This window comes from uncultured Stenotrophomonas sp., from assembly GCF_963519925.1.
GTDB classification, from domain to species: domain Bacteria; phylum Pseudomonadota; class Gammaproteobacteria; order Xanthomonadales; family Xanthomonadaceae; genus Stenotrophomonas; species Stenotrophomonas maltophilia_AE.
In genome coordinates this window covers 1-7,754 of sequence record NZ_CAUQPH010000155.1, presented here as the reverse complement: position 1 = coordinate 7,754, position 7,754 = coordinate 1, and the positions used below count along the sequence as shown (strand labels likewise).

Below are 7,754 nucleotides of genomic sequence, written 5' to 3'. Positions count from 1 at the left end.
GGCCGGCCCTGGCAACGGTCGCAGCGTTCATGCGGGCCGGCCAACGGCCGGCGCTACCGGGTAACATTCCCCTTTCATGCATTGGGGAATGTTCATGGACGTACACACCGGAGGCGACGTGCCGCGGATGAAATGGGGTTGGCATTACCTGGCCTGGGCCGGGATTCCGCTGGTGATCGGCCTGGCGCTGGCGCGCTATGCCGGGCCGGACCTGCCCGCCGTAGCGGCGAAAGCCGAACCGGTGGTGGGCAGTGACTGGGCCCACCACCTGGCCTCGCCGCTGGGTCTGTTCCTGCTGCAGCTGCTGGTGCTGCTGGTGGTGGCCAAGGGCGCGGGCGCGCTGTTGAAGCGGCTCGGCCAGCCGGCCGTGATCGGTGAGATGGCCGCCGGCCTGATGATGGGCCCGCTGGTGCTTGGCAGCCTGCTGCCGGGCCTGCACGGCGCCTTGTTCCCGGCCAGTTCGCTGGGGCCGCTGGGCATGCTCAGCCAGCTGGGCGTGTTGATGTTCCTGCTGGTGGCCGGTGCCGAGCTCGACCTCGGCGGCCTGCGTGGCCGCCGTCGTTTCGCCTTCACCGTCAGCCACGCCGGCATCGCCGTGCCGTTCGTGCTGGGCGTGCTGCTGGCGATCTGGCTCTACCCCGAACACGGCCCGCAGGGCGTGGGCTTCACCGCCTTCGCGCTGTTCGTCGGCATTTCGCTGAGCATCACCGCGTTCCCGGTGCTGCTGCGGATCCTGGCCGATCGCGGCATCACGCACACCCCGCTGGGGCAGACCGCCATCGCCTGCGCGGCGCTGGGCGATGCCACCGCGTGGTGCCTGCTGGCGCTGATCGTGGCGGCGGCGCAGGCTACCGGCTGGGTGCCGGCCAGCATCAGCCTGCTGTGCGTGGTGGGGTTCATCGCGCTGATGCTGGGCGTGGTCAAGCCGTGGTTCGCGCGCCAGGTAATCCGCCCCGGCAGCGAAAGCCGCTGGCTGCTGGGCATGCTGCTGCTGTCGCTGGGCAGTGCGCTGGTGACCGAGGTACTGGGCATCCACGCGCTGTTCGGCGCGTTCGCGGCCGGCGTGGCGGTGTCGTCCAACGCGCAGCTGCGTGCGCTGCTGGTCGCCAAGGTCGAGCCGTTCGCAGTGACCTTGCTGCTGCCGCTGTTCTTCGCCATGACCGGCCTGCGCATGCGCGCCGATGCGCTGCAGGGCAGCGACCTGCTGCTGTGCGCGGTGGTGATCGCGGTGGCCACGCTGGGCAAGCTGTTCGGCACCTGGAGCGCGGCGCGCAGCGCCGGCATGGAAAACCAGGAAGCCTGGCGGCTGGGCGCGCTGATGAATACCCGTGGCCTGATGGAGCTGATCGTGCTCAATCTGGGCTATGAACTGGGCTTCCTCGGCGACCGCCTGTTCGCGGTGCTGGTGATCATGGCGCTGGTGACCACCGCCATGACCGGTCCGCTGCTGACACTGATGGAAAGGCGGAACGCGCGCCGCTGACCAACGGGCCGAGGGGTCGCGGCGCGATGTCCGGCGCCGTTTTTCCCGTTCATTGCGGCTCCAGCCGCAACGTGTACTGCGTTGCACCCGGCAGGAACGGGGTTGGCCTGCCGTGCACCCAATCGTCGTGGCCCGCGCCCCAGAACGGCGACAGCGGGTGGCCGCTCTGGCCGCCGGGCATGTGGATGATGCCGTCAGCTTCGTGCCCGGGCGAGACCACCATGCGCTGCGAGGCACCGAAGCCTGGGCCCTGCACGCGCGGCAGGTTGCTGTCGCCGGGCAGCGGGTCGGCCGGCATGCACAGCCACGCGCGGGCGAAGGCGGGCAGGGCGCGGCTGATCGGATGGCAGATGTCGGCCGTGTTGCGCTCGCCCCAGCTACGCCTGGCCAGATCGGGACCCAGTTCGGCCAGTTCGCCTTCCAGTCCCCTTGCCGCGTCGGCCAGCAGCGCGTCCCAGCTTGCATGCGGCGACGGCAGCAGGTGGGCCGGGCGTTCGCTTACCAGCGGCCACAGCACGCCTTCCAGCTGCGCCAGGCGCGGCTCCAGGTAGTCATCGCCCAGCGTGTTCCTCGCCGGCGCCAGCAGCCCGTCCGACACCGTTTCCAGCACGCGGCCGCGGAAGCCACGGGTGATGCGGTAACTCACCGAATCGGAGGACGCGCGCCCCTCCCACTGCCGGGTCACGCGTTCCAGCCGCTGCAGCGCCGGATCGTCGCTGTGAGTGACCACCTGGCGCAGCAGGGTGTACCAGCGTTCCAGGAACAACGCGCGGTCGTCCAGCTGGATCGCCAGCAGGTCTTTTTCGGTGAAGCGCGCCTTGGCGTCCAGGTCGTCGCGGATCTGCCGACCGCGCGCGCCCAGGTCGTAGCCGGCGTTGCCGGCCACGGCAAGCTCGGCGCCATCGAGTACCCGGCCGTTGGCGGTCCACAGGCGGTGCGAAGGAGGATCGACGAGTGTCGGTGCGCCATCGCTGCGGATCGGCCAGGGTGCGCAGGTGGCCGGCGCGGTGCTGGAAATGCCGGCCGGCGGGCAGTCGGCGGCCCGGTCCGGGCGCGTGCCCAGCAGGCGCCAGGCAATGCGGCCGTGGGCGTCGGCCAACAGCAGGTTCTGGGTCGGAATGCCGGCGCGATCGGCGATCTCCAGTGCATCGTCGAGGTCGGCGGCGCGGGCCATGTCGGCGAAGTCCAGGCGCACTGCGCCCGGCAGCTGCGCGGTCCAGCGCAGTGCTTCGCCGCTGCCATCGGGGCGCTCGTGCAGGATCGGTCCCCACGCGGTTTCGCGCACGCGAAGGGGCATGTCCGCGGCATGGGCGACGCGGATGCGTTCTTCATGCACGCGCACGCCGGTTTCCCCGGCGGCGACCGGCCGGAAGTCGGCCGTGTCGATGTAGCTGTTGGTGAAGCCCCACGCCACGTGCCCGTTGCTGCCCACCACGATCGCCGGCAGGCCGGGCAGCGAGAAGCCGCTGACATCCACCTTGCCACCGGCGGCCTGCGGGTCCGGATAGCGCAGCCGCACCCGGAACCACAGGCTGGGCGCGCGCAGTCCCAGGTGCATGTCGTCGGCGACGATGGCGCGGCCGTCGGCAGTGAGGGCGCCGGCCACGGCGAAGTTGTTGCTGCCTTTCACCTCGGTCTCCGCCCGGGACGTGGCGGGTTGCGCGGGTTTGCCGCTGCGCAGGTCCAGCGCATCCGGGCCAGGCAGCACCGCATTGCCGCGCGCGGCACCGAACAGGGGCGCATCCCATTCGCTGCCGTCATGGCTGAGCAGGGCGTAAAGGGCCGGCGGCACGGCATCGCGGATGCGGCGCATCGCCAGTTCATTCTGGTTGCCTGGATCCTGCAGGTCGGCATACATGGCCAGGCCGGTCAGGATCGAATCGGTGCGCGACCAGGCGGCGGGCTGCTGCCGCAGCAGCAGGTAGGGCCACGGCCGCACCCGCAGCGCGCCGACGCCCTGGTTGACGCCGTCGACGTAGGCCTGCAGCACCTCGGCATGGTCGCCCATTGCCTCGGCCAGGTGCGCGTCGGTGCGGGCACGCAGGCGGTGCACGCGCATGCGCTGGTCGACCTCCACTGCCGCCGGTCCGAACAGTTCGGCCAGCTCGCCGGCGGCGGCACGACGCATCAGGTCCATTTCGAAGTAGCGCTCCTGGGCGTGGACCAAGCCCAGTGCACGCATGGCGTCGGCCGCGTTGGCGGCGTCGATGCTGACCACGCCCAAGGCATCGCGGCTGACCGTGACCGGTGCCTGCAGCCCGGTAACGGTTTCGCTGCCCTCCAGCGTGGGCAGGCTGCCACGCAGCAACGCCCATGCAACGCCAATCACGACAACCGCCAGAACGACGACCAGCACCAGCACCCGCATCAGCCAACGACGCATCCCATGCTCCCGTAGCACCGGGCGCCGCCCGGCAATGCCTTCCTGTCCGCCGGAACCGTCCCGGCCCCCATCCCGCACGCCTGCGCCTGCGCATGCAACTGATTCCGATTAGATCACGGTGCTCCGGGATAGGGCACCATGGCGCCATCGATTCACTGGAGACCCCCCATGAAAGGCCACCCCGAGGTCATTGAATGCCTGAAGGAACTGCTGCGCGGCGAGCTGGCTGCGCGTGACCAGTACTTCATCCACTCGCGCCGCTACGAGGACCAGGGTCTGTTCGCGCTGTACGAACGCCTCAACCACGAGATGGAAGAAGAAACCCAGCACGCCGACGCGCTGCTGCGCCGGATCCTCTTCCTGGGGGGCAACCCGGACATGCGTCCGCACGCTTTCGAGCCGGGCGTGACCGTCGAAGAAATGCTGCAGAAGGACCTGGAGACCGAGTACAGCGTGCGCGACAACCTGGCCGCCGGCATGAAGCTGTGCGAACAGCACCAGGATTACGTGAGCCGCGACATGCTGCTGGTGCAGCTGAAGGACACCGAAGAAGACCACGCCTGGTGGCTGGAACAGCAGCTGGGCCTGATCAAGCGCATCGGGCTGGCGCTGTACCAGACCAGCAAGATGGAATCCAAGGGCACCCCGGCGCATTGATGCGCCGCGTGCCGACCCACGGTCGGCACCCACCGGTAGCGCCCGACCGTTGGTCGGGCGGAATCAACTGCCAGCCAGCCAAAAGCCAGCCAGCAACGGATACAAAAAAACCGGGGAAATCCCCGGTTTTTTCTTGGGCGATCATTCCACCGCCAACCCATCCACCTTCTGCCAGCCACGCGGCAACAGGTGTCCGCGCGTGGCACGCGAGCCGATGTAGGTTTCCAGGTCCTTGTACGACAGGTTCATGGTGCGCTGGCCACTGCGTACCAGCAGGGTGTTGCCCGGGCCCACCGCCACCACCGCGACCACGCGCTCGGTGGCGAGCTTGGCCTTGGGGATGTCGATGATCTTGTTGCCCTTGCCCTTGTCCAGTTCCGGCAGCTCGGTGGCCGGAATGGCAAGCAGGTTGCCCGAGCTGGTCACCGCCACGATGCGGTCGGCCTCGGGGTTGGCGACCACGGCCGGGGGCAGCACCTTGGAACCCGAGGTCAGGTTGAGCATCGCCTTGCCGGCCTTGTTGCGCCCGGTCAGGTTCTCGAAGCGGGTCACGAAGCCGTAGCCGTGCGTCGACGCCAGCACGAAGCGGGTGTCGTTTTCACCGCTGGCCAGGGTCATGAAGGCGCTGCCCGGCGCCGGCGAGAAGCGGCCGGTGAGCGGTTCGCCGTTGCCACGCGCCGAGGGCAGGGTATGGACCAGCGTGGAATAGGCGCGGCCTTCGCTGTCCAGGAACGCCACCTGCTGGGTGCTGCGCGCGCGCACTGCGCCGAGCAGCGCATCGCCGTCGCGGTAGGACAGGGTGGACGGGTCCATGTCGTGGCCCTTGGCCGCGCGGATCCAGCCCTTTTCCGAGAGCACCACGGTCATCGGTTCGCTCGGCACCAGTTCCGACTCGTCGATCGCCTGCGCCGCGCCACGCTGCACCAACGGCGAGCGGCGTGCGTCGCCGAACTTCTTCGCATCGGCAGTGAGTTCGTCGCGGATCAGCTTCTTCAGCTTGGCCTTGCTGTCCAGGATCGACTGGATCCTGTCACGCTCCTTGGCCAGCTCGTCCTGCTCGCCGCGGATCTTCATTTCCTCCAGGCGCGCCAGCTGCTTGAGCCTGGTGTCCAGGATGTACTCGGCCTGGTCATCGCTCAGCCCGAAGCGCGCGATCAGCGCGGCCTTGGGTTCGTCTTCGCTGCGGATGATGTGGATCACTTCATCCAGGTTGAGGAAGGCAACCAGCAGGCCTTCCAACAGATGCAGGCGACGCTCGACCTTTTCCAGGCGGTGGTTGAGGCGGCGGGTGACGGTAGCCTGGCGGAACTGCAGCCACTCGCTGAGCAGCGCCTTCAGGTTCTTCACCTGCGGACGCCCGTCCAGCCCGATCACGTTCATGTTGACGCGGTAGCTGCGCTCCAGATCGGTGGTGGCGAACAGGTGGCCCATCAGCTGTTCGGCATCGACGCGGTTGGAACGCGGGATCAGCACCACCCGCACCGGGTTGGCGTGGTCGGACTCGTCGCGGATGTCCTCCAGCCACGGCAGCTTCTTGGCGCGCATCTGCGCGGCGATCTGCTCGATCACCTTCGACGGCGACACCTGGTAGGGCAGGGCGTTGATCACGATGTTGGTGCCTTCCTTGAGGAAGGTCGACCGCGCGCGGACGCTGCCGTTGCCGGTGTCGTACAGGGTGCGCAGGTCGGCGGCCGGGGTGATGATTTCGGCCGCGCTCGGATAGTCCGGCCCCTTCACGTGCTCGAGCAGCGCGTCCAGGCTGGCATCGGGATCATCCAGCAGATGCAGCAGCGCGCTGACGATTTCATTCAGGTTGTGCGGCGGCACGTCGGTGGCCATGCCCACGGCGATGCCGGTGGTGCCGTTGAGCAGCAGGTGCGGCAGGCGCGCCGGCATCCAGGTCGGCTCTTCCAGGGTGCCGTCGAAGTTGGGGGTCCAGTCGGTGGTGCCCTGGTTGATTTCGCCCAGCAGCACTTCGGCGATCGGGGTCAGCTTGGATTCGGTGTAGCGCATTGCCGCGAACGACTTCGGGTCGTCGGTGGAACCGAAGTTGCCCTGGCCTTCGATCAGCGGGTAGCGGTACGAGAAGGGCTGGGCCATCAGCACCAGCGCTTCGTAACAGGCGCTGTCGCCGTGCGGGTGGTACTTACCGATGACGTCACCGACGGTACGCGCCGACTTCTTCGGCTTGGAGGCGGCGTTCAGTCCCAGCTCGCTCATCGCATAGATGATGCGGCGCTGCACCGGCTTGAGGCCGTCGCCGATGAACGGCAGCGCACGGTCGAGCACCACGTACATCGAATAGTCCAGGTACGCCCGTTCGGCGTACTCGCGCAGGGGCAGCTGTTCAAAGCCGTGGAAGGCGGGGCGGGCAAGATCGGTCATGCGGGATTGTTACCTGTGGCAAGGGACGGCGACGGCTGTCGCCCTCGCAGGCGGTTGATTATCCGGATGCGGCCCGGGATGCCAAGCCGCGTGAAGAAATCCGCCTCCGACGCCACTGTTCTGAACGGGGCAACACTGCATTTGCTTCCAGATCGAATATTTCCATTGAGAAATATATTTTCCGGAAGTAAAGTGCGTCCCCATGATCTGCCCCGACCCCACCACCCCGCCCAGCCTCGGGCTGCTGCTGCGCCAGGTCCGCGATGGCCTGATGCGCCAGCTGGATGTCTCGATGGCCGAGGAAAACCTCGATATCGGCTTCACCCACTACCTGGGCCTGAAGGTGCTGTCGTTCCGCGCGCCGTGCACCGCCAACGAGCTGGCCCAGGCGCTGGACCAGGTGCCCAGCGCGGTGACCCGCCTGCTGGACAAGCTGGAAGCGCTGGGGTGCGTGCGCCGTGAGCCGCATGCGCAGGACCGGCGGGCGCTGCAGATCGTACTTACCGACGAGGGCCGCCAGCTGTGGGCCCGCTTGAAGCAGCGCGGCGACGCGGTGATGGACGACGCCATGCGCGACCTGTCCGCCGACGAGCGCGACCTGCTGCTTTCCCTGTTGACCCGTGTTCGCGACTCCCTGACGACGCCATGACTTCCCAAACTGATCGCACTTCACTGCTGCGCCCGCTGCGGCCGGCGCTGCTGTCCGTGCTGGCGCTGGCGCTGGCCGCCTGTGCCAGCACCGGTGGCCTGCAACCGCACGCCCAGCTGCTCGACGCCGATGCCCTGCAGGCCCTGCGCACACTGGCCGGACACGCCCTTAGCCCGTCGCAGGTCCCGTCCTGTGAT

Annotated in this window: 5 protein-coding genes and 1 pseudogene; 4 read left to right on the top strand and 2 right to left on the bottom strand. The window is 68.3% G+C overall.

What is annotated here, in order from left to right; translation table 11 throughout:
- The first annotated feature begins 88 nt into the window (after positions 1-88).
- Positions 89-1,483, top strand: a complete 1,395-nt coding sequence (locus RWO33_RS17780; protein ID WP_314106510.1) for a cation:proton antiporter — start codon at positions 89-91, stop codon at positions 1,481-1,483.
- A gap of 49 nt (positions 1,484-1,532) precedes the next feature.
- Here RWO33_RS17780 and RWO33_RS17775 read toward each other — a convergent pair whose 3' ends face one another.
- Positions 1,533-3,866 (bottom strand): penicillin acylase family protein, encoded by a 2,334-nt coding sequence (locus RWO33_RS17775; protein WP_314106508.1) that lies wholly within the window; start codon positions 3,864-3,866, stop codon positions 1,533-1,535.
- A 168-nt stretch (positions 3,867-4,034) separates the two neighbouring features.
- On the opposite strand from RWO33_RS17775, the gene bfr reads away from it, so the two are divergent.
- The gene (gene bfr / locus RWO33_RS17770; RefSeq protein ID WP_145478125.1) at positions 4,035-4,523 is read left to right on the top strand and encodes a bacterioferritin; all 489 of its coding nucleotides are present in this window, start codon (positions 4,035-4,037) and stop codon (positions 4,521-4,523) included.
- A 141-nt stretch (positions 4,524-4,664) separates the two neighbouring features.
- On the opposite strand, the gene parC is transcribed toward bfr, so the two are convergent.
- Positions 4,665-6,908 carry a DNA topoisomerase IV subunit A gene (gene parC, locus RWO33_RS17765; protein WP_314106506.1) on the bottom strand — a complete coding sequence of 748 codons (2,244 nt, stop codon included), beginning with the start codon at positions 6,906-6,908 and terminating at the stop codon, positions 4,665-4,667.
- A 202-nt stretch (positions 6,909-7,110) separates the two neighbouring features.
- Here parC and RWO33_RS17760 point away from each other — a divergent pair, with 202 nt between their 5' ends.
- A complete protein-coding gene (locus RWO33_RS17760; protein ID WP_145478123.1) occupies positions 7,111-7,557 on the top strand; it encodes a MarR family transcriptional regulator in 447 nt (148 codons plus the stop codon).
- A pseudogene (locus tag RWO33_RS17755) lies at positions 7,554-7,754 on the top strand (multidrug RND transporter); the annotation flags it as partial. The gene RWO33_RS17760 and the pseudogene RWO33_RS17755, both read left to right, overlap by 4 nt.